Source organism: Variovorax sp. P1_H2 (assembly GCF_056405295.1).
This window is the reverse complement of sequence record NZ_JBFUCJ010000052.1, coordinates 1-18,937: the sequence shown is the minus strand read 5'-3', so window position 1 is coordinate 18,937 and position 18,937 is coordinate 1. Positions and strand designations below refer to the sequence as shown.

The 18,937-nt window shown below is 70.3% G+C and carries 18 protein-coding genes; 4 read left to right on the top strand and 14 right to left on the bottom strand.

Annotated elements, in window-relative coordinates; genetic code table 11:
* Positions 1-6: 6 nt before the first annotated feature.
* From AC1D2E_RS18530 to AC1D2E_RS18465, 14 genes are all read right to left on the bottom strand, one after another.
* Positions 7-2,073: a hydantoinase/oxoprolinase family protein gene (locus AC1D2E_RS18530; protein WP_478198744.1), complete on the bottom strand. Its 2,067-nt coding sequence runs from the start codon at positions 2,071-2,073 to the stop codon at positions 7-9.
* The gene (locus AC1D2E_RS18525; protein WP_478198743.1) at positions 2,070-3,764 is read right to left on the bottom strand and encodes a hydantoinase B/oxoprolinase family protein; all 1,695 of its coding nucleotides are present in this window, start codon (positions 3,762-3,764) and stop codon (positions 2,070-2,072) included. Before AC1D2E_RS18525 ends, AC1D2E_RS18530 begins: the two co-directional genes overlap by 4 nt.
* A 2-nt stretch (positions 3,765-3,766) precedes the next feature.
* Entirely contained in the window at positions 3,767-4,735 is a 969-nt protein-coding gene (locus tag AC1D2E_RS18520) for a Bug family tripartite tricarboxylate transporter substrate binding protein (RefSeq protein ID WP_478198742.1), read from the bottom strand.
* On the bottom strand, positions 4,732-6,096 hold the full coding sequence (locus AC1D2E_RS18515) for an MmgE/PrpD family protein (RefSeq protein WP_478198741.1): 1,365 nt from the start codon (positions 6,094-6,096) through the stop codon (positions 4,732-4,734). The genes AC1D2E_RS18520 and AC1D2E_RS18515 overlap by 4 nt, the downstream gene beginning before the upstream one ends.
* Before the next feature lie 16 nt (positions 6,097-6,112).
* Positions 6,113-6,622, bottom strand: coding sequence for a LeuD/DmdB family oxidoreductase small subunit (locus AC1D2E_RS18510; RefSeq protein ID WP_478198740.1), 510 nt, complete (start codon positions 6,620-6,622; stop codon positions 6,113-6,115).
* Positions 6,619-7,911: a 3-isopropylmalate dehydratase large subunit gene (locus AC1D2E_RS18505; protein WP_478198739.1), complete on the bottom strand. Its 1,293-nt coding sequence runs from the start codon at positions 7,909-7,911 to the stop codon at positions 6,619-6,621. Before AC1D2E_RS18505 ends, AC1D2E_RS18510 begins: the two co-directional genes overlap by 4 nt.
* Positions 7,908-8,861: a tripartite tricarboxylate transporter substrate binding protein gene (locus AC1D2E_RS18500; RefSeq protein ID WP_478198738.1), complete on the bottom strand. Its 954-nt coding sequence runs from the start codon at positions 8,859-8,861 to the stop codon at positions 7,908-7,910. The genes AC1D2E_RS18505 and AC1D2E_RS18500 overlap by 4 nt, the downstream gene beginning before the upstream one ends.
* Positions 8,862-8,901: 40 nt before the next feature.
* Positions 8,902-9,612 carry an ABC transporter ATP-binding protein gene (locus tag AC1D2E_RS18495; RefSeq protein ID WP_478198737.1) on the bottom strand — a complete coding sequence of 237 codons (711 nt, stop codon included), beginning with the start codon at positions 9,610-9,612 and terminating at the stop codon, positions 8,902-8,904.
* Positions 9,613-9,641: 29 nt separating this feature from the next.
* Positions 9,642-10,409 carry an ABC transporter ATP-binding protein gene (locus AC1D2E_RS18490; RefSeq protein WP_478171055.1) on the bottom strand — a complete coding sequence of 256 codons (768 nt, stop codon included), beginning with the start codon at positions 10,407-10,409 and terminating at the stop codon, positions 9,642-9,644.
* Positions 10,402-11,382: a branched-chain amino acid ABC transporter permease gene (locus tag AC1D2E_RS18485; RefSeq protein ID WP_478198736.1), complete on the bottom strand. Its 981-nt coding sequence runs from the start codon at positions 11,380-11,382 to the stop codon at positions 10,402-10,404. The genes AC1D2E_RS18490 and AC1D2E_RS18485 overlap by 8 nt, the downstream gene beginning before the upstream one ends.
* Positions 11,379-12,251 carry a branched-chain amino acid ABC transporter permease gene (locus tag AC1D2E_RS18480; protein WP_478198735.1) on the bottom strand — a complete coding sequence of 291 codons (873 nt, stop codon included), beginning with the start codon at positions 12,249-12,251 and terminating at the stop codon, positions 11,379-11,381. Before AC1D2E_RS18480 ends, AC1D2E_RS18485 begins: the two co-directional genes overlap by 4 nt.
* A 64-nt stretch (positions 12,252-12,315) precedes the next feature.
* Entirely contained in the window at positions 12,316-13,536 is a 1,221-nt protein-coding gene (locus AC1D2E_RS18475) for an ABC transporter substrate-binding protein (RefSeq protein WP_478198734.1), read from the bottom strand.
* A gap of 16 nt (positions 13,537-13,552) precedes the next feature.
* Complete coding sequence (locus tag AC1D2E_RS18470; RefSeq protein ID WP_478198772.1) at positions 13,553-14,335, bottom strand: GntR family transcriptional regulator; 783 nt, start codon at positions 14,333-14,335, stop codon at positions 13,553-13,555.
* A 120-nt stretch (positions 14,336-14,455) separates the two neighbouring features.
* The gene (locus AC1D2E_RS18465) at positions 14,456-15,487 is read right to left on the bottom strand and encodes a LacI family DNA-binding transcriptional regulator (RefSeq protein ID WP_478198733.1); all 1,032 of its coding nucleotides are present in this window, start codon (positions 15,485-15,487) and stop codon (positions 14,456-14,458) included.
* Positions 15,488-15,622: 135 nt separating this feature from the next.
* Here AC1D2E_RS18465 and AC1D2E_RS18460 point away from each other — a divergent pair, with 135 nt between their 5' ends.
* From AC1D2E_RS18460 to AC1D2E_RS18445, 4 genes are all read left to right on the top strand, one after another.
* Entirely contained in the window at positions 15,623-16,489 is an 867-nt protein-coding gene (locus AC1D2E_RS18460; protein WP_478198732.1) for a dioxygenase family protein, read from the top strand.
* Between the two features lie 37 nt (positions 16,490-16,526).
* Positions 16,527-17,291 carry an SDR family NAD(P)-dependent oxidoreductase gene (locus tag AC1D2E_RS18455; protein ID WP_478198731.1) on the top strand — a complete coding sequence of 255 codons (765 nt, stop codon included), beginning with the start codon at positions 16,527-16,529 and terminating at the stop codon, positions 17,289-17,291.
* A gap of 79 nt (positions 17,292-17,370) precedes the next feature.
* Positions 17,371-18,258 carry a beta-keto acid cleavage family enzyme gene (locus tag AC1D2E_RS18450; protein ID WP_478198730.1) on the top strand — a complete coding sequence of 296 codons (888 nt, stop codon included), beginning with the start codon at positions 17,371-17,373 and terminating at the stop codon, positions 18,256-18,258.
* Positions 18,255-18,937 (top strand): zinc-binding dehydrogenase (locus AC1D2E_RS18445; protein ID WP_478198729.1); only part of this gene is annotated, 683 nt, incomplete at its 3' end. The genes AC1D2E_RS18450 and AC1D2E_RS18445, both read left to right, overlap by 4 nt.

Here is an 18,937-nt window from a genome sequence, read left to right as displayed (position 1 = left end):
CTGCGCTCACAGCCTCACCAGCAGGTTGCCATGCGCATCGACTTCGGCATGGAAGCCGGGCTCGAGCCACACGGTGGTGTCGGCCTGCTCGAGGATCGCCGGACCGTCGACGCGCGAGCCGACCGGCAGGTCGAGCCGCGCATAACGCAGCGCCTCGCGCCATTGCCCGTCGTGAAACACGCGCTGCGTGCCCAGCGGCGCGACGCTGCCCTCGCCTTCGAGTGCCAGCACAGCCAGATCGAACTTGGGCCGCACGCCGATGCGGGCATAGCGCAGGTTCATCACGCGGATGCCGATGCCGTCGAGCACGCGGCCGAAGGCGGCGCTGTAGCTGGCTTCGAAGGCGGTGCGGATGGCCTCACGCGTCAGGGCCTGCGCCGTGGCTGCCGGCAGCACCACCGGCAGCGTGTGGGTCTGGCCCGCATAGAGCATGTCGAGCGCGATCACCTCGCGCACCTCCTCGAAGCGCACGCCCGACGAATCGAGCCGCTGCTGGCAGGCCTCGGCGAGTTCGGCGATGCGCTGCCGCAGCTGCGCGACATCGAGTTCGTCGAGCGGCCGGTTGAGGGTCTGGACCGCGTCGTGCCGCATGTCGGCGATCACGCAGCCCAGCGCCGAGGTCACGCCGGGGTAGCGCGGCACGATGCCGATGGCGACGCCGACCTCGCGCATCATCGCGCACACATGCAGCGCACCGCCGCCGCCGAAGGGCATGTAGGCGAAGCGCCGCGGGTCGTGGCCGCGCTCGATCGACACCAGCCGGATCGCGCCGGCCATGCGCGCGTTGGCCACCGTGAGGATCGCCTCCGCCGCCTGGTACACGTCCAGGCCCAGCGGCTTCGCGACATGCGCTTCGATGGCCTGGAAGGACTTCTCGGCATCGAGCGCCGCCAGCAGGCCGCCGCCGAGCGGCCGGTCGGCGGCGATGCGGCCGAGCAGCACGTTGGCGTCGGTCACGGTCGGGCGCATGTTGCCGCGGCCATAGCAGGCCGGGCCGGGAATGCTGCCGGCCGATTCGGGGCCGACCTGCAGCATGCCGCTGGCGTCGACCGAGGCGATCGAGCCGCCGCCGGCGCCGATGGTCTCGATCTGGATCATCGGCGAGCGGATCACCATGCCGAACTCGATCGCGGTCTGCGCCGCCAGCGCCGCCTCGCCGTTGGCGACCAGCGAGACATCGAAGGAGGTGCCGCCCATGTCGCCGGTGATTGCGTTCGGGAAGCCTGCCGCGCGCGCGATGGCGGCGCAGGCGATCACGCCGGCCGCCGGGCCCGACAGCGCGGTGCGCACCGGCAGGTCGCTCGCGGTCTGGCGCGACATCACGCCGCCGTTGCTCTGCACCACCAGCAGTTCGCCGTCGAAGCCCTGGCCGCGCAGGTCCGATTCCAGGCGTTCGAGGTAGCTGCCGACCACCGGCTGCAGCGCCGCGTTGAGCGTGGCGGTCGAGCAGCGCTCGAACTCGCGGATCTCGGGCAGCACCTCGGCAGCGGAAGTGACATGGACATTCGGCCAGAGCGCGCGCACGGCCTCAACGGCAAGCCGCTCGTTCTCCGGGTTGGCATAGGTGTTGATGAAGAACACGCAGACCGCCTCGCAGCCGGCCTCGAGCAGCGCCCGCGCCTCAGCCCGCACCTGCTCGAGATCGACCGGCGTGTGCAGCGCGCCGTCGGCCAGCACGCGCTCGTCGACCTCGCGCCGCAGGTCGCGCGGCACCACCGGCACGAAGCTGCCGCGCAGCCCCCAGGTCTCGGGCCGGTCGCGCCGGCGCATCTCGAGCACATCGCGAAAGCCGCGCGTCGTGATGATGCCGGTGCGCGCCACCTTGCGCTCGAGCAGCGCGTTGGTGCCGACCGTGGTGCCGTGCACGATGGTCGCGATGGCCGCTGCGGAATCGGCCACGCGCGCCACGCCGTTCATGAAGCCGCGCGCTTCTTCGCCGCGCGTTGAAGGCACCTTGACGATGCGCGCCGTTCCCTCGCTCTCGTCGAGCACGAAGAGGTCGGTGAAGGTGCCGCCGACGTCCACGCCGACGACCAGGCGGCCCGCCGCCTTGCTTGTGTTCTCTGCTGTCATTGCGCGGCCTTCTTGTCGGTTGCTTCGCCGTTGTCCACATAGCCCATGGCCCGATCCTGTGCACGCTTCTCGCTGCTGCGCTTGTCAGGCGCGCCCCAGCCGCCGCCGCCTGGCGTCTCGAGCCGCACGCGTTCGCCGCGTGCGAGCCGGATGCCGTGCATCTTCGACACCATCGGCGGCGTGTGCCAGGCACCGTCGTTCTCGTAGCTGAAGACGTTGACGGCGCCCGGGCCGCCGCCCGCGATGCCCTTGGGCGGCGAGCTGCCGCGCTCGCCGAAGACATAGACCTCGGCATCCTTCTCGAGCAGCTCGATCTCGTAGATGGCGCCGAGGCCGCCGCGGAACTGGCCGTCGCCGCCCGAGTTCGGGCGCAACGACCATTCGGTGAAGCGCACCGGATAGGCGGCCTCGAGGATCTCGAGCGGCGGGATGGTCGCGGTCGAGATCGGCGCGTTGGCATGCGAGAGCCCGTCGCCGCCCGAATGGCCGCCGTGGCCGCCGCCGAAGAAGCTGAACATCACCCAGCGCTGGCCCTTGCGGGGTCCGTCGCTGCGGTGGCCCGCGATCGACAGCGCGTTGATGGTGCCGTAGGCCTGCGCCACGGCACGGTTCGGATCGGCCTGCGCGGTGGCGCTGAAGATCACGTCGATCATACGCAGGATGGTCTCGGTGTAGCCGCCGACCGGCCTCGGGCGCTCGGCGCTGATCACGAGCTTGTCGGGGATCAGGAAGTCGACCGCGTCGAGCACGCCGGCATTGGCCGGCACGTCGGGGAAGACATGCTTGAGCGCCACGTAGCAGGCCGCGATCGCGGTGGCGCGCGAGATGTTCACCGGCCCCGCGCATTGCGGCGAGGTGCGCGAGAAGTCGAGCAGCAGGCGGTCGCCCGCCACCGTCATGTCGAGCGCGATGGTCAGCGGCGCGTTGACGATGCCGTCGTTGTCGAGCACGTCCTCGAAGCTGTAGCGGCCGTCTGGCAGCGAGGCGATATGCGAGCGCATCAGGCGCAGCGCGCGGCTGCGCAGTTCGCCCATCGCCTGCAGCACCAGCGTGTCGCCGTATTCGTCGAGCAGGCCGTGCAACCGCTTCGCGCCGAGTTCGAGCGCGGCGAGCTGGCCGTTGAGGTCGCCCCAGAGGCTTTCGGGCAGCCGTGTGTTGGCGCGCAGGATCGCCAGCACGTCGGCGTCGAGCACGCCGTCGCGCACGATGCGCACCGGCGGGATCTGCACCGCCTCCTGCCAGCACTCGGTGGCGGCCGGGTTGTAGTTGCCGGGCACCGCGCCGCCGACGTCGTGCCAGTGCGCGGCCGAAGCCATGTAGCAATAGAGCTTGCCGTCGCGGAAGAAGGGCCGCACCAGCTTGAAGTCGTTGGCGTGGGTGCCGCCGTCGTAGGGGTCGTTGCTGATCCAGATGTCGCCGTCCAGCATACCGCCGCGCGGCGCCGCGGCGGCCGCGGTGGCGCGCACCGCGAAGGCCATCGCGCCGACGAACACCGGCAGGCCCGACTTGCCCTGCACCAGCGTGTCGCCGCTCGTCGCGTCGTAGAGGCCGTGGCAGGCATCGTGGGCCTCGGCAATGATCGGATTGAACGCGCTGCGGTACAGCGTCGCGTCCATCTCGTCGGCCACCTGCTCGAGGCGGCCGCGCAGCACGGCCAACGTGACCGGGTCCATCGTGTGTGATTCGTTCATGGTCAATCCACCCTCGCGCCGCTGCTCTTCACCACCTTGGCCCACTTGTCGATCTCGCGCTTCAGGTGCGCGGCGAATTCGGCCTGCGTCGAGCCGACCGGCTCGGCGCCGAGCGCGGCGAGCTTGTCTCGCACCTCGGGCAGTCGCAGGATGCGCTGCACTTCGTTGGAGAGCTTGTCGACGATCGGCTGCGGCGTGCCCTTGGGCGCGAACAGGCCGGACCAGGCATCGGCGTAGAAGCCCGGGTAGGTTTCGGCGATGGTCGGCAGGTCGGGCAGCGCGGGCGCACGGTGCAGGCTGGTCAGCGCGATGGCGCGCAACTGGCCGGCCTTCACGTGCGGCAGCGCGGACGGCAGGCCGTCGACCATCATCTGCACCTGGCCGCCCAGCAGGTCGGATACGGCGGGTGCGCTGCCCTTGTAGGGCACGTGCGCGATGTCGATGCCGGCGGCCGACTTGAGCATCTCCATGCCCAGGTGCGCGGCGGTGCCGTTGCCGAGCGACGCGTAGTTGAGCTTGCCGGGTTCACGCTTGGCGAGCRCCACCAGCTCGGCCAGGTTCCTGGCGGGCACGGACGGATGGACCACGAGCACGTTGGGCACCACGGCGACCTGGCTGATCGGCACGAAGTCCGCGACCGGGTCGTAGGGCATCTTGCTGTAGAGCGAGGTGTTGATCGCGTGCGAGCCGGTGACGCCCATCACGAGCGTGTAGCCGTCGGGCGCGGATTTGGCGACCAGGTCGGAGCCAACGTTGCCGCCCGCGCCCGCGCGGTTGTCGACCACGACCGGCTGGCCCCATTTCTCGCTCATCTTGGTGGCCACCAGGCGCGCGGCGGCATCGGTGGCGCCACCGGGCGGGAACGGCACGACGATGCGGATCGGCTTGCTGGGGAAGTCGTCGGCCTGTGCGGCGGCGAGGAGCGGCACGCAGACGAGGACGGCGGTCGCGAGTTGGCGCAGGAGTTTCATGGCTGTGCGGTGGATGAGGATTCGGTCAGCTGCTGCCACAGGAGGCGCAGGGCGATGTCGGGGACGTCGAGCACGGTGTCGCAGAACGCAGCCGCACGATCGGCCGCGATGCTGCGCGCGGCGTAGTGCCCGAACTTGGCGCACAGCGCAGCGCGGTCGAGCGGCTGGGACGCGTCGCCGGGGATGGTGTCGACCGCCTGGCGCAGGCGGGTGGTGGCGCCGTCGGCTTCCTGCGTGACTTCGAGCGTCGCGCCGCGCTGGCGGCGCTCGGTCAGGTCGGTGTCGACGTGCAGTTCGACGAGCGCTTCGAGGCGGCGCAGCTCCGGGTCGTCGAAGCGCGCAGGCTCATAGACCGAGGGGTCGATGTCGCCGAAGCGCAGCATCGCCGCGACGCCGAAGGACAGGCTGAACTGCGCCTGGATCGGCGTGCGCGGCGCGCGGTTGCCACAGTACACCGTGGCCTCTTCGTAGACCGTGAGCACGATGGCGCGGACCGACTGCGTGCCGGTGGTCAGCAGCGCGCGGATGCGCCGCGCCGCGACGGCGCCGTAGTGCACATGGCGCACGGCCGCGAAGGGCTTCAGGTAGGCGTCGAGCAGCAGCGTGGTGTCCGCGGCGGGCAGCGCTTGCGGCGCGGCGGCCGCATGCTCGCTCGCGTAGTGCGCGAGCGCATCGGCAGGCGCATCGATGCCGGCCGCGCTCGCGAAGGCCGATTGGAGCCCGAGCATCGCGCTGTGCGCGAGGTAGGTGTTGCGCGCCGTGCGGCCGGATGCGACCGGCAGGTAGAGGCTGGTCGCGAGCTGGCAGGCCGCGATGTCGATCGCCTGCACGATGCCCGCCGGCGGCAGGCCGAGCAGGCGGGCGACACCGGCGGCAACGCCGAGCGCGGGCCAGTTGGCGTCGACGTGCATGCCGGGACGGATGCGCAGCCACGCGCCCGCGCGGGCCCCCACTTCGTAGCCGAGCACGAAGGCGTCGACCAAGCCGCCCAGCGTCGCGCCGCGTTGCACGGCCAGCGGCAGCAGCGCCGCGATCAGCGCCACACCGGGCCGGCCGTGCGCGAGCGCGTGGCCCTCGCAGGCCTCGTCCCAGGTCGCGGCCATGGCCAGCACCTGCGCAGCGCCGTGCAGGCCGATCGCCGGGCCGCCGGGGAAGCGGAAGTCGCCGGGCTCGATCTCCGCGAGCATGGATTCGAGGCGCTGCACCTCGTCGGCGTGGCGGCCGGCGATCGCGCAGCCGATGGTGTCGAGCAGCAGGCGTCGCGCCTGCTGCGAGGCCGCGGGCGACGATGTGCCGCTGGCGTGCAGGGCCACGGTGGCGTGAAGCACCGCCAGATGCGCGTCCCAGCGACGTGCGTCCACGGCGGCGGGTGGGTGGTCAGTCGGCATGGGCGTTCTTTGCGGCTTGGCGCAGGCGCAGTTGCTTCAGCAATCCGCCCGCGCGCACCATGTCCATCAGGAACGAAGGCACGGGCTCGCACGCGAGCGCCCGGCCTGCAGCGTCCAGGATCGCGGGGCGTTCCACGTCCAGCGATACCGGCGCGCCGTCGGGCAGCGACTCGGCCTCGGCGCAGGTGAGCAGCAGCAGGCCCACGTTGAATGCATTGCGGAAATAGAGCCCGCTGTAAGAGGGCGCGATCACCGCAGCCACGCCGAGCTGGACCAGCACGGCCGCCGCCTGCTCGCGCGACGACCCGATGCCGAAATTCGGCCCGGCCACGATCACGTCGCCGGCGCGCACCTCGCGGGCGAACTCGGGGCGCACGGCTTCGAGGCAATGCCGGGCGATGATGTCGATGCCGTGCTTCATCGCATGGCCCGGCGCCAGTGCGCCGGTGTCGACGTCGGCGCCGAGGCGCCAGACGCGATGGGTCGTCGTGCCACTCATGCCAGCACCTCGCGCGGGTCCGTGATGCGGCCGTGCAACGCCGACGCCGCGACGGTGTAGGGCGAGCCCAGGTACACCTGCGCCGTCGGCGAGCCCATCCGGCCCTTGAAATTGCGCGCGGTGGTGGAGATGACCGTCACATCGTCTCCCATCGGATCTCCGTAGCCGGAGCAGGCGCCGCAGGCGGTCGGGAAGAGTTCGGCACCGGCGTCGAGCAGCACCTGCAGCACGCCCTCCTCGCGCGCCTGTTCCTGGTCGCGCAGGCTGGCCGGCGCGACCATGAGCCGCACGCCGCCGGCGACCTTGTGGCCGCGCAGCACGCGCGCCGCGGCGCGCAGGTCGTCGAGCTTGGCGCCGGTGCAGGCGCCGATGTAGGCGACGTCGATGGGCGTGCCCGCATAGCGGCTCACGCCATGGGCGTTGGCCGGGCTGTGCGGCGCCGCGACGTAGGGCTCCAGCGTGGCAGCGTCGAAGCGGTGGCGCGTGAACGCCGCGTCGGCATCGGTGAACCAGGGCGCGGTATCCACCGGTGGCGCACCGGCCTCGGCGAGGAACGCGGAGGTGGTCGCGTCCGGCGCGATCAGGCCGACCTGCGCGCCCAGCTCGGCGCTCATGTTCGACAGCGTCATGCGCTCCTGCATCGACAGCGCCGCGACCGCCGGTCCGCAGAACTCGACCGCCTGGTAACGCCCGCCGTTCATGCCGAAGCGCGACAGCATGTGCAGCATCATGTCCTTGGCGGTCACGCCGGCGGGCAGCGCGCCGTCCCACCTCATCCGGATCGTCTCGGGCACGCGCAGCCAGATCTCGCCGGTGACCACCACCCCGAGCATCTCGGTGCTGCCGACGCCGAACATGTAGGCGCCGAAGGCGCCGCCGGTGGGCGAATGCGAGTCGCCGCCGACGCACAGCATGCCCGGGCGGATGTGGCCATGTTGCGGCACCACCACGTGGCAGATGCCCTGGCTGTCGTACACATGCGGCAGCTGCTGGTCGCGTGCCCAGTCGCGCGCGATGCGCACGATGCGGCGCGAGTCCTCGTCGCGCTCGGGCACGTAGTGGTCCATCACCAGCACGATGCGCGAGCGGTCCCAGATCTGCGCCCCGAGTTCTTCGAGCATCGGCTGCAACCGGCGCGGTCCCGAGGAGTCGTGGAACATCGCCATGTCGACCGCGCAGGTGACGATCTCGCCCACCGCGACGGTCTCCCGGCCGCAGGCGCGCGCGATGAGCTTCTGCGCCAGCGTTTGCGGCTGCGCAGGGGTGAGGGCGGAGGCCGAGGCGTTCATTCCGGCTTGGCTCCCGAGTACTTGACCACCTGGGCCCAGCGCTTGATCTCGCTCTGGACGAAGGGGCCGAACTGTTCCGGCGTATTGCCGACCGGAATCACGCCCTCGCTGTCGAAGCGCTTGCGCATCGCCGGCTCGCCGATGGCCTGCCGCGCCGCGTCGGCGATGCGGCGCGTGAGCTCGGCCGGCATGTGCGCCGGCCCGAACAGCCCGAACCAGGCGCTCGACTCGTAGCCGGGCAAGGTCTCGGCGATGGCCGGCAGGTCCGGGAACTCGGGCAGGCGCTTGGCCGAAGTGACGCCCAGCGCCTTGAGCTTGCCGGCCAAGATGTGCTGCTGCACGTTGCCGACCGCCGCGAACATCAGCTGCACCTGGCCCGCGAGCACGTCCTGCACCGCCGGTGCGGTGCCGCGGTACGGGATGTTGACGATGTAGACGCCCGATTGCATCTTGAAGGCCTCGCCCGCCATGTGCAGCGACGAGCCCAGCGCGCCGATCGCGAAGTTGAGCTGCCCCGGCTGCGCCTTGGCCAGCGCGATCAGCTCGCGCACGTTGCTGGCCGGCACCGACGGATGGGCGACCAGGATCGACGGCGAGGTCGCGACACAGGTCAGCGCCGTGAAGTCCTTCACCGGGTCGAAGGGCAGCGTGGGGTAGAGCGTCGCGTTGATCGCATGACTGGTGAAGCTCATCAGCAGCGTGTTGCCGTCGGGCGCCGCCTTGGCGACCGCATCGGCGGCGATGTTGCCGCCGGCGCCGGGCCGGTTCTCGACGATCACCGTGCGGCCCAGCACCGGGCCCATGCCGGCCGCGAGCGTGCGGGCGATGGTGTCGGTCGAACCGCCGGCCGGCGCACCGACCAGGACGCGCACGGGCGCGTTGCCGACCTGGGCCCGGGCGGCGCCGGCCAGCGCCGCGGCCGACGCGATCAGGATGTCTCTGCGTTTCATGGGTGTCTCCTGTGGGTGTTCCCGGCCGGCGTCCCGCGGCTCACAGGCCGAGGTAGGCGCGGCGCAGTTCGTCGCTCGCGAGCAGTTCGTCCGGCGCGCCCGAGAAGCGCACGCTGCCGTTCTCCAGCACGTAGGCGCGGTCCGCGATCTCCAGCGACTGGCCGACGTTCTGCTCGACCAGCAGCACCGCCAGGCCGCCATCGCGCAGTTGCCGGATCAGCGTGAACATCTCCTCGACCAGCAACGGCGACAGGCCCAGCGAAGGCTCGTCGAGGATCAGCAGCACGGGCTCGGCCATCAGGCCGCGGCCGATGGCCAGCATCTGCTGCTCGCCGCCGCTCATGGTGCCGGCGTTCTGGCGGATGCGCTCGCGCAGGCGCGGAAAGATGTCGAACACCTTCTCCAGATTCGTCGCCCGGCGCTCGCGGGCCCGCGTGAAGGAGCCGAGTTCGAGGTTCTCGAGCACGCTGAGGTTCGGGAACACCTTGCGGCCTTCGGGCACCTGGATCAGGCCGGCCTTGACGACCTCCCGGTAGTGCGCGCCGCTCAGGTCCCTGCCATCGAAGCGCACGCTGCCGCTCCAGGCCGGGCAGAGGCCGCAGACCATCTTGTTCAAGGTCGACTTGCCGGCGCCATTGCTGCCCAGCAGCGCGACCATCTCGCCGGCATTCACCTGCAGGTCGACGCCGCGCAGCACCTCGACGCGGCCGTATCCGCCGCGCAGGCCCTGGATTTCCAGCAACGCGGTCATTTCGAATACCTCCGTGCTTCGCACTGCGGTCATGCGTCCGCCCCCTTCGCAGCGGCCGCCTTGCGCAGCCGCGCCGCGGTGCCGTGGCCCAGGTAGGCCTCGACCACCTTGTCGTTCGACGTCACCTGGGCCGGGCTGCCCTCGGCGATCAGCCGGCCCTGCGCCAGCACCCAGACATGCTCGGCCAGGTTCATCACGGCCTGCATCACGTGCTCGATCATCAGCACCGTGACGCCGCCGTCGGCGATGCCGCGCACCACCGGCATCATCTCGGCGATTTCCTGCGGGTTCAGGCCGGCGAGCACTTCGTCGAGCAGCAGCAGGCGCGGCTGCGTGGCGAGCGCGCGGGCCAGCTCGAGCCGCTTGCGGCCGGCGACCGTGAGGTCGGAGGCCGGCTTGTCGAGCTGCGCCGCGAGGCCGACGCGCTGCGCCACCTCGTCGGCCTGCCGCAGCGCCGCGCCCCGGCCGCGCTCGTGCAGGTGCGCGCCGACCGCGATGTTCTCGCGCACGGTCTGGGCCGCGAAGGGCTTGACGATCTGGAAGGTGCGCGTCATGCCGAGCGAGGCGTTGCGATGCGGCTCGCGGCCCGTGATGTCCTGGCCGGCGAAACGAACCCTGCCGGTATCGGGCTTGAGAAAGCCCGACATCAGCGCGAACAGCGTGGTCTTGCCGGCGCCGTTCGGGCCGATCAGCGCCGTGAGGCTGCCTTCGGCCACCGAGAGGCTCACGCCCTGCACCGCCTTCAGGCCGCCGAAGGAGCGCGAGATGCCATCGAGGACGAGCAGCGGCTCAGCCACGGGGACCTCCCAACGCCTGCGCCCAGAGCTGCCGCACCGAGAGCCCCATGCCGGCGATGCCGCGCGGCAGGAAGATCACGATCAGCACCAGCACCGTGCCGTAGATCACCATGTTGATGCCGGGCAGCTCGCCGAACAGGTTGCGCGTCAGGTCGGCCAGCAGATGCAGCACCACCGCGCCCAGCACCGGCCCCCACAGGGTGCCGACGCCGCCGACGATGGCCGCGACCAGCGCCTCGACAGAGGTCCCCGATCCGTAGGCGATGCCCGGATCGAGGTACTGGAACACCTGCACGTAGAAGGCCCCGGCCGCGCCCATGAAGGCGGCCGAGATGCCGATGGCGCCGAGCTTGACGCGGAACGGGTTCACGCCCACCGCGCGCGCCGCGTCCTCGTTGTCGCGCACCGCCTGCAGCCAGGCGCCGAAGCGTCCGTTGCGCAGCCACCAGCTGACCAGCAGCGCGGCCGTGACGAAGGCCAGCACCACCCACAGGTAGCCGGCGCGCGAGGCGAACTGCAGGTTCGATGGCGCCTCGCGCAGGGGCAGCATCAGGCCGACGCCGCCGCCGGTGAAGGGCACCGACAGCGCGACGATGCGGAAGACCTCGGCGAAAGCCAGCGTGACCAGCGCGAAGTAGGAGCCCTTGAGCCCGTAGCGGAAGGTCAGCGCGCCGATGAACAGGCCGACGCAAGCGGCACCGGCGACCGCCAGCCCGAGCGCGACCCAGGCATTGATGCCGCCCTGCAGCTGCGCGATGGCCTGGATGTAGGCGCCGGTGCCGAAGAACAGCGCATGGCCGAAGGAGAACTGGCCGCCGAAGCCGCCGAGGATGTTCCAGGCCTGCGCGATCAAGGTCGCGTAGAGCGCCATCATCACGAAGTTGAGGGTCGCGCCGGATGCGGTGGCCAGCGGCACGCAGGCCACCAGCAATGCGAACAGCGCGATGCCGCCCAGTTGACGAGCGCCGTTCATGCTTTGGCTCCAAACATGCCTTGCGGTCGGAACAGCACGACCCCGATGAAGATCGCGAAGATGCCGATCTGCCCCAGCGACTCGCCGAGGTACAGGCCGCCGAGCGACTCGACGACGCCGACCAGGAAGCCGCCGATCAGCGCGCCGACGAAGCTRCCCATGCCGCCCAGAACCACGATCGTGAAGGCCACCAGCACGAAGCCGCCGCCCACCTGCGGGTTCACGTAGTAGGCCGGCAGCAGGAAGCAGGCGGCCGCGCCGAGGCAGGCCAGGCCGATACCGAAGCTCATCGCGTAGACATGGTCGACATCGATGCCCATGAGCTTGGCGCCCTCCTTCTCTCTTGCCACGGCGCGGATCGCGCGGCCCAGGTCGGTGCGGCCCATGACCCAGAACAGCAGCGCCGACACCACCAGCGCCCCGGCAAAGGCCACCAGCTTGGGCACTGCGATCATGGCGGGACCGATCGCGACCGTGCTGAGCGAATAGGCGGTGTCGATGTTGCGCGTGTCCGACTTGAAGAACAGCAGCGCCAGGTTCTCCATCACGATCGCGATGCCGAGCGTGACCAGCAGGATGTTCTCGTCCTTGCCGTGGCCTGCGCGGTTGACCACGATGCGCTGCAGCCCGTAGCCGAGCGCGAACATGGCCGGAATCACGATCGGCAGCGCCAGGTAGGGATCGATGCCCCAGCGCTCCTTGAGGAAGTACACCGCATACAAGGCCAGCATCAGCGAGGCGCCGTGCGCGAAGTTGATGATGTGCAGCACGCCGTAGATCAGCGTCAGGCCGAGTGCGATCAGGGCATAGACCGCGCCGGTCGTCAGGCCGTTCAGGACGGACGAGAAAAGGATGCTGGGGTCGAACATGGTGCGGTGTCGGTGTGAGACCCACCCGCACCGCGGGGCGCGGCGGGGCGTCTTGCCTGGCGGATCAGACGTTCAAAGGAAACTGCGGTTCGACCTCGCGGAACTCGCGCGGGACGATCACCTTGATGTCGTTCTTCACGACCTGCGTCATCAGTGGCTGGGCGCCTTCGTTCTGGCCGTTGACGAACTTCGTCGGGCCGTACGGCATGATGTGATTCGAGTAAGTGCTCTTCTCCAGCGCATCGATGATGGCGGCGCGCTCGCTCGACCCGGCGCGCTCCAGCGCATCGGCCAGCAGCCACATCGCGGTGTAGGTCATGAAGACCTCGTAGCTGAAGAACTGGCCCTGCGCCTCGACCCGGCGGCGCAGCTCCTGCGAGCGCTTGTCCTTGGGGTTGAACCAATGGTTGCAGTCGATGATGCCGTTCGCCGCTTCCGGAAACTCCTTGACGAACTTGTAGCTCGACGCCGCGCCGCCCAGCACCGAGAAGATCGCCTTCGGCTTGACCTTCTGCTGCTGCATGGTGCGCACCAGCAGCGCGTACTCGTTGTAGTAGTTGGCCGGGATCACGATGTCGGGGTTGATCGACTTCATGCGCAGCACGATGTTGTTGAAGTCGCGCGTCGGATTGGCGTGCTTCACCACCTCCTTGACCTCGAAGCCGTAGCCCGGCAGCTCGCGCGACAGCAGCGCCGCGGTGCCGGAGCCGAACAGCGAATCCTCGTGGATGATCATCACGGTCTTGGCCGGGTTGCCCGCCGCCTTGTTGAGCACCAGCAGGTTGGCCATCGCGACCTCGGTCGACTTCTTGTAGCCGGGACCGAAGCGGAAGGTGTTCTTGAGGCCGCGCTCGACGATCTGGTCGGCCACGCCGACATCGACCACGTGCGGCAGGTTGTACTTGGCCGCGGCCTGCGTGGTGGCCAGGCAGATCGCCGAGGCGTAGGCACCGACGATGGCCGAGACGCCGGCCTCGTTCATCTTCTCGACTTCGGCGGCGCCGGCCTGCGGCTGCGACTGCGCATCGCCGAGCAGCGCTTCGATCTTTGCGCCGCCCAGCGACTGGATGCCGCCGGCCTTGTTGATGTCCTCGATCGCCATCAGCGCTCCGAGCCGGCACTGCTGGCCCGAGTAGGCCAGTGCGCCGGTCACCGGATGCAGCACGCCGACCTTGATCGGCTTGGGCTGGGCACCGGCCACCAGCGGGAAGGCAATGGCCGAAGCCACGGCGGCGGATTGCGACATGAAGCGGCGGCGGTCCGGGCGATCGAAGCGATGGGGCATGGTGCTTTCCTTTTCTTCAGTTGAACTGGGCTGACACGTCTTTGCTGACCCACACCTTGGCGTCGATGCTGCCGACGCGCGACAGTTGCATCTCGTAGGTGTAGCGGTCGGGCCGGTAGAAGCCGTGCAGCCACTGCACCGGGCGTTCGGCTTCGTCGTAGATGAGGCGGCGCACGGCCAGCAGGGCCGAGCCGACCGAGACTTCGAGGTGCTCCGCGAGCACGTTGTCGGCCAGGCGCGCCGAGAGGGTCTGGTGCGCGCGGCCGACCTTGACGCCCGACTCTTCGAGCAGCACCAGGATCGGCTTCTTCGCGAGTTCGCGGCGGCCGAACTTGCGCGCGATGTCATTCGGCACGTAGGTCGTGATGTGCGACAGCGGCCCTTCGCGGGTCGAGCGCACGCGCACCGCCTTCTGCACCGCATCGCCGAGCTTCAGCTGCAGCGCCTCGGCGACCTGGGGCGAGGCGGAGATCGTCGCCACCTCGATCACCTTGACCGAGGTGTGCAGGCCCATGGTCACCAGGTTCTCGAGCAGGCCGCGCAGGTTGGCGCGCGCCATGCCGTCACCCGCGCGTGGCTCGGCGCTCGGTGCCGGTGGAACGGGGCGCGTGCGCCGGCCGGGGTTGCGTGAGATCAGGCCTTCGGCAGACAGCTGGCCGAGCGCGCGCCGGATGGTGACGCGCGCCACGCCGAACTGCGCCATCAGCGCCAGCTCGCCCGGCACGCCATCGGCGAAGCGCCCTTCTTCGAGTTGCTCGCGCAGCACCAGATAGATCTGGTGGTATTTCGGCAAGGGCATCTGCGACATGCCCGCGATGGTTGGGCACTTCCATTGTTCTGTCAATGGGACATTTGAAGGCGGGTTGAAGCTTGTCCCATCGGCGCTGCCCGGCGCCACCCGCGAGTTCGTCGGAGCGTGTCAGTGCTCGCCGGCCACATCCCGCGTCGATTCGCGCACCACCAGCTCGGGCCGCAGCACCACGGTGAAGCTCGACAGCGCCCGGCCCTCGATGCCGTCGAACAGCATCTCGGCCGCGCGCCAACCGAGCTCGCGGTGCGGCAGGCGGATCGTGGTGAGCGGCGGGTTGACCATGTCGACCAGCGGCATGTCGTTGTGGCCGGTGATCGAGATGTCCTGCGGCACCCGGATGCCACGCGCGCGCAGCACGTCGTAGGCGCCGAGGGCCACGAGGTCGTTGCAGCAGACCACGGCCTGCGGACGCTCGTGGCCTTCGAGCAGCTTCTCCATCGCGACCCGGCCCGCCTCGCGGCTGTAGCCCTCGCACTCCTCCACGCAGGCCAGTTCGAGTCCGCGGTCGCGCAGCGCCTGCTCGACCCCCTGGCGACGGCCGACGCCGGTGGGCACGTTCTGCGGGCCGGCCAGGTGCGCGATGCGGCGGTGGCCAAGCGACACCAGGTGGTCGACCGCGAGCTTCATCGCCAGCCGGTCGTCGCTGACCACGGCGGGCAATCGACCGGATTCGTCGGCGCGGTTGACCAGCACCGCCTGCATGCCGGCCTTGGCGATGTAGTCGACCAGCGGGTCGTCGCGCGTGGCGATCGCGAGCACCAGCCCGTCGACCCGCTGCGCCAGCATGCGCTCGACGATCGGGCGCGCCAGCGCCGGGTCGACGACGTTGGTGACGAAGACGAAGTAGCCGCGCGCCGCCGCGCTGGCCTCGATGCCCTGGAGGATCGGCGGGAAAACCGGGTTGGTGATGTCGGGCACCAGCACGCCGATGGTGTGGGTGCGTCCGGTGCGCAGCGCCGAGGCCGCGCGATTGGGCCGGTAGCCGAGCTTGCGCGCCGCCTCCTCGACCACCTTGAGCACCTCGGCGCTGATCAGGCTCCGCTTGTCGGGATTGAGCGCGCGCGAAACCGTGGACACGTGCACGCCGGCGGCCTGCGCGACATCGCGGATGGTGACGGTGGACGAGGGTTGGGGATTCATTGGTGCAAACGATTGAATACTTCAAATCTGCCGAATCTGGGATTTTCCACGATGGGAGCGTGGATACCCTGATTTTACTTTCCCGCGCAATCGAGGAATAATCTGCAAACGATTGCATAAAGGCCGATGACCATCATGAACCTCGTCACCACACCCGAATCCGTACTGCAGATCGCCATCCAGGCGATGGAGCGCACGCCCGACCCGCGCCTTCGCAGCGTGATGGCCGCCCTGACTCGCCACCTGCACGCCTTCGTGCGGGAGGTCGAACTGACCGAGGACGAATTCGAGCGCGCGCTCGAGTTCCTGGTCGCCATCGGCCAGGCCAGCGGCGAGAAGAAGAACGAGGTGGTGCTGGCCGCCGACCTGCTGGGCGTGTCGACCCTGGTCGCCCTGCTCAACAACCAGGACCCGCAGGGCGAGTCGCCGGCCGCGCTGCTGGGTCCGTTCTGGCGCGCGAATGCGCCGACCTGCGACTGCGGCGAGACCATCGCGCGCTCCGACACGCCGGGCGTTCCGCTCGAGGTCGCCGGCACGGTGCGCGACGACAAGGGCCGGCCGGTGGCGGACGCGACCATCGACGTCTGGCAGGCCTCGCCGGTCGGCCTCTACGAGAACCAGGACCCCGCGCAGGAGGACATGAACCTGCGCGGCCGCTTCCAGACCGATGCCGAGGGCCGCTTCCACTTCCGCAGCGTGCGTCCGGCCGGCTATCCGGTGCCGACCGACGGCCCCTGCGGCGACCTGCTGCGCGCCCAGCTGCGGCATCCCAATCGTCCCGCGCACCTGCACTTCATGGTCAGCAAGCCGGGCCACAAGGTGCTCGTCACGCAGGTCTTCGCCGACGACGACGAGAACCTCGAAAGCGATCCGGTCTTCGGCGTGACCCGCCGGCTCATCGGCCGCTTCGAGCCGCAGCACGGCGGGCAGAGCGCGACGCTGCAATACGACTTCGTGCTGGAGCCCGGCGAGATGAAGTTCCCGCGCGCACCGATTCCCTGAACACACCGCTCGACAAGTCCTCACCCCTGGAAAGCCCATGAGTTTTGATCCCACACCCCGACTGGACGGCAAGGTCGCCGTCATCACCGGTGGCCTCGGCGCCATCGGCTACGCAACTGCGCGCCGGCTCGCCGCGCTCGGCGCGAGCTGCGTGCTGCTGCATCGCAAGGCCGAGGACGCCGACGCGCGTGCCGCGGCCTTGCCCGGCGGCGCCGGCCAGCGCCATGCGGCCCTGCGTGCCGACATCGTCGACACGCCCAGCCTGCAGCAGGCCGCCTCCGACGTGCAGGCCGCCTACGGCCGCTGCGACATCCTGGTCAACAGCGCCGGCCACACGCGGCCGGTACCCGCCGCCGACCTCGACGCGCTGACCGACGAGCTGATCGACGAACTGCTGCGCGCCAATTTCCGCGGCGTGTTCGCCACCATCCGCGCCTTCGCGCCGATGCTCAAGGCCAGCGGCGACGGACTGGTGGTCAATGTCTCGTCGATCGCCGGCTTCACCGGCGTCGGCAGCAACCTGGCCTACGTCGCCGCCAAGGCCGGCCTCGACGTCGTCGGCGATGCGCTCGCCAAGGCCCTGGCACCCGCGGTGCGCGTGGTCTCGGTGTCGCCCGGCGCCGTCGAATCGGGATTCGTTCCCGGTCGCGGCGCCGAGTTCGCCGACAAGATGGCCGCCACCACCCCGCTGGGCCGCATCGGCCTGCCCGAGGACGTCGCCGCCACGGTCGAAGCGCTGGCCACCACGCTGCGCTTCGTGACCGGCACCCGCATCGTGGTCGATGGGGGGCGGCACCTGTGAGCGCCGCATGGCCGCCCAAAGGCGCGAAGGCCCCCTCGGGGGGCAGCGCAGCACACGCAGTGGCAAGCGTGGGGGCTCTATGAACATCAAAACACTGATCACCTGTGCCGTCACGGGCAACCTCGTGAAGCCCGAGCAAACGCCGCACCTGCCGATCACGCCGGCGCAGATCGCCGACGAGTGCCTGGCCGCGGCCGAGGCCGGCGCCGGCCAGGTCCACATCCATGTGCGCGACCCCGAGACCGGCAAGCCGTCGATGGAGGTCGAGCTCTACCGCGACGTCGTCGACCGCATCCGGCGCCGGAACCGCGAGCTCGTCATCAACCTGACCACCGGCCCCGGCGGCCGCTTCGTTCCGAGCGAGGACGACCCGAAGATCGCCGCGCCGGGAAGCACGCTGCTGGCGCCCGAGAAGCGGGTCGAGCACATCGCGCTGATCCGGCCCGACGTCTGCTCGCTGGACCTCAACACGATGAACTCGGGGCCCGACGTGGTCATCAACACGCCGAAGAACGTGCGCCGCATGGCCCGGGTGATCCGCGAAGCGGGCGTCAAGCCCGAGCTCGAGATCTTCGACTCCGGCGACGTCAACCTGGCGCTCGACCTGATCGCCGACGGCACGCTCGAGGGGCCGGCGATGTGGACCTTCGTCCTCGGCGTGAAGTACGGCTTCGCGCCGACGCCCGAGACGCTGCTCTATGCCCGCAACATGCTGCCGCGCGGCGCCTTCTGGAGCGCCTTCGGCATCGGCCGCATGGAGTTCCCGATCGTCGCCCAGGCCTGGCTGCTGGGCGGCCACGTGCGCGTCGGCATGGAAGACAACATCTACCTCGAGAAGGGCGTGCTGGCACAGAGCAATGCGCAGCTGGTGGCGAAGGCCCGGGACATCATCGAGAGCCTCGGCGGCGAGGTGGCTTCGGCGCGCGAGGCGCGCGCGATGCTGGGACTGGAAGGAGGCCGGGCATGAACGCGGTGACTGTCAACGAGAGCGCCCGCGCCTTGAGACTCGCCCAAAAGGCCGCGGACCTTGCCGGACTGCAGCTCGAAGCCGCGGCGCAGCCCGAACCCGTTGCCAAGCCCGGCTTCGCGGTGGTCCGGGTCGGCGCCGCGGCGGTCAACCCGAGCGACGTCAAGGCCGCCCTGGGCCTGATGCCCCAGGCCGCGTGGCCGCGCACGCCCGGGCGCGACTTCGCCGGCGTGGTGGTCGACGGCCCGAACGACTGGATCGGCCGCGAGGTCTACGGCTCCGGCGGCGACATCGGCATCACGCGCGACGGCTCGCATGCGCGCTTCCTGCTGCTGCCGGTGGCCGCCCTGCGCGACCGGCCGCGCAGCATCTCGATGGACGAATCGGGCGCGGTCGGCGTGCCCTTCGTCACGGCCTACGAAGGCTTCCGCCGCAGCGGCATGCCGCAGCCCGGACAGACCGTGCTGGTGCTCGGCGCCAACGGCAAGGTCGGCCAGGCGGCGGTGCAGCTGGCGGCCCAGGCCGGCGCGCGCGTGATCGCGGTGCAACGGCGCCCGGGCCCCTTCGAGGGCTTCGCGAGCGCACCGGTCGAGRCCGTCGATGCCACCCAGGGCGACATCGCGGCCCGGGTGCGCGAGCTGACGGACGGGCGCGGCGTCGACATCGCCTACAACACGGT

Excerpts from the sequence above, each read along its gene's own strand:
- AC1D2E_RS18475 (WP_478198734.1), bottom strand. The coding sequence starts at position 13,536 with ATGCCCCATCGCTTCGATCGCCCGGACCGCCGCCGCTTCATGTCGCAA.
- AC1D2E_RS18510 (WP_478198740.1), bottom strand. The coding sequence starts at position 6,622 with ATGAGTGGCACGACGACCCATCGCGTCTGGCGCCTCGGCGCCGACGTC.
- AC1D2E_RS18485 (WP_478198736.1), bottom strand. The coding sequence starts at position 11,382 with ATGAACGGCGCTCGTCAACTGGGCGGCATCGCGCTGTTCGCATTGCTG.
- AC1D2E_RS18450 (WP_478198730.1), top strand. The coding sequence starts at position 17,371 with ATGAACATCAAAACACTGATCACCTGTGCCGTCACGGGCAACCTCGTG.
- AC1D2E_RS18495 (WP_478198737.1), bottom strand. The coding sequence starts at position 9,612 with ATGACCGCGTTGCTGGAAATCCAGGGCCTGCGCGGCGGATACGGCCGC.
- AC1D2E_RS18470 (WP_478198772.1), bottom strand. The coding sequence starts at position 14,335 with ATGCCCTTGCCGAAATACCACCAGATCTATCTGGTGCTGCGCGAGCAA.
- AC1D2E_RS18530 (WP_478198744.1), bottom strand. The coding sequence starts at position 2,073 with ATGACAGCAGAGAACACAAGCAAGGCGGCGGGCCGCCTGGTCGTCGGC.
- AC1D2E_RS18460 (WP_478198732.1), top strand. The coding sequence starts at position 15,623 with ATGAACCTCGTCACCACACCCGAATCCGTACTGCAGATCGCCATCCAG.
- AC1D2E_RS18465 (WP_478198733.1), bottom strand. The coding sequence starts at position 15,487 with ATGAATCCCCAACCCTCGTCCACCGTCACCATCCGCGATGTCGCGCAG.
- AC1D2E_RS18525 (WP_478198743.1), bottom strand. The coding sequence starts at position 3,764 with ATGAACGAATCACACACGATGGACCCGGTCACGTTGGCCGTGCTGCGC.
- AC1D2E_RS18505 (WP_478198739.1), bottom strand. The coding sequence starts at position 7,911 with ATGAACGCCTCGGCCTCCGCCCTCACCCCTGCGCAGCCGCAAACGCTG.
- AC1D2E_RS18500 (WP_478198738.1), bottom strand. The coding sequence starts at position 8,861 with ATGAAACGCAGAGACATCCTGATCGCGTCGGCCGCGGCGCTGGCCGGC.
- AC1D2E_RS18455 (WP_478198731.1), top strand. The coding sequence starts at position 16,527 with ATGAGTTTTGATCCCACACCCCGACTGGACGGCAAGGTCGCCGTCATC.